The organism is uncultured Methanobrevibacter sp. (assembly GCF_900316895.1).
In the GTDB taxonomy this organism is placed as follows: Archaea; Methanobacteriota; Methanobacteria; order Methanobacteriales; family Methanobacteriaceae; genus Methanocatella.
On record NZ_ONER01000142.1, the window covers coordinates 1 to 2,104 of the forward strand.

The following is a 2,104-nucleotide window of genomic DNA, read 5'->3' on the forward strand; positions in this document are numbered from 1 at the left end:
ATCAGCAACACCTCAAACAGTCGAATCCGATTTGTTAAACGGAAGATATGATTTGAGCAATGTGTCCTTAATCGTTTTCGACGAATGCCATCATGGTGTGGGATCTTATTCTTATGTTTACCTGGCATCTCGTTATGTTCAGGAATCAAACTTTAATCTTATTTTGGGATTGACCGCCTCTCCAGGTTCTGACAAGTATAAAATCAAGGAAGTGTGCGAAAATCTCTACATTCAGAATATTGTCGTTAAAACGGAAGATGACGCAGATGTCAAACCTTATTTCAATCCGGTCGGCATTGATTGGGTTAAGGTCAAGATGAGCTCCGAGCTTGCAAAAATCAAGGAATGCATTGACAAGGCATTGAAGGTAAGGCTTAAGGCCTTAAAGAATATGGGCATCATCAAAACAGTTTCCGTTGGTAAAGTTGATATCTTAAAGGCAAGGGGAAGGGTTCAGGGTGAAATTGCCCGTTCTGCCAATCCCGATAAGGAAATGTTCCGTGCCATTTCTATTTTGACTGCAGTCATCAATGTTCAGCATGCTCAGGAGCTGATTGAGACTCAGGGTGTCCAGACATTCAACAAGTATGTTGGAAGATTGCGCAAAAAGCAGACCAAGGCTGCCAAATCACTGATGGCTGATGATAATTTTGGCCGTGCTGTTAAATTGGCGAAACAGGCTGAAAAGCATGGATGGGAACATCCCAAACTGCGTGAAATAACTAAAATACTGAAGAAGGAACTGGGAGATGATGGCCAAACCAAACTCAAGACCACACGTTTTGACGATAAGAGTGATGAGGGTGCTTCTAAAATCATTGTATTCACCCAATATCGTGATACTCTTGAGATGATTCATCAGAAGCTTGAAAAGGAAGGTATAAAATCAGCAAAATTCTTTGGTCAGGCATCAAAGGACGGTGAAAAGGGCCTTACCCAAAAGGAGCAAAAGGCCATTATCAAGTCATTTAAAATGGGCGAATATGATGTGCTGCTTTCAACCAGCGTGGCTGAAGAGGGCATTGACATTCCTGCTGTTGATTTGGTGGTGTTATATGAGCCTGTTCCGTCTGAAGTGCGCATGATACAGAGGCGTGGCAGAACCGGACGTAAAAGGACAGGTCGTGTTAAAGTATTGATCACTGAAGGAACCCGTGATGAGGCCTATTACTGGTCAAGCCTGAGAAAGGAAGACAATATGAAGAACCAACTGATTGATCCTGTTGTTTTGGAAGAGCTGAATGCATCCGCTCTTGAGAGGATGGAAAATCAGAAGCATGTCAAGGTCATTGAAAAGCCCAAGGAGGAAAATGATTTTCCAATTGTCTATGCAGACTCCCGTGAAGGAAATTCCAAGGTAATCAGACATTTGACTGAAATGGAAATTGATGTTAAGGTCAGATCCATGGCAGTTGCGGATTATCAGGTAAGTGATGAGGTTGCCATCGAGAGAAAAACCGCAAAGGACTTTGTCGACTCAATCATTGACAAAAGATTATTCAAGCAGGCCAAGGAACTGTCCGAAGAGTTCAAGCATCCAATCCTCATTCTGGAGGGGGATGATTTATACACTGGTTTTATCAATCCGAATGCAATAAGGGGGACAATGGCCTCAATAGCGATTGATTTTGGAATAAGCATACTGCCTACCAGAAACGCTCAGGATACTGCTGCAATGATAAAGAGAATTGCAATACGTGAGCAGTCTGGTGAGAGAACTTCCATTAATATCCGTACAGATAAAAAACCGGTCAGTCTTATGGAACAGCAGCTGTTCATTGTTGAATCCCTGCCGAATATCGGTCCGGTTAACGCTAAAAACTTATTGAAGCACTTCGGTACCGTGTCAAAGGTGTTCAATGCTTCCGAAAATGAGTTGCAGGAAGTTGAGGGTATCGGTAAAAAAACAGCAAAGGATATCAGGAAGGTAATTGATTCAAAATACCTGTATTTCGAAAAGGAAATTAAGGAAAAGAGACTTCTCTAGAAGTTCCTTTTCATGTATTCATAACTTTTTTTGATAGAATCGGTATCATTTACCTCAATGATGTAGATGCCATCATAATTTTTTTCTTCTAACTTATTGACTATGCTTTTTAAATCA

The 2,104-nt window shown here is 41.3% G+C and carries 1 protein-coding gene; it reads left to right on the forward strand.

Annotation, left to right across the window (positions count from 1 at the left end; genetic code table 11):
• The coding region (locus QZN27_RS09830) for a DEAD/DEAH box helicase (RefSeq protein ID WP_296787052.1) at window positions 1–1,987 on the forward strand (1,987 nt) is incomplete at its 5' end.
• Window positions 1,988–2,104 lie beyond the last annotated feature (117 nt).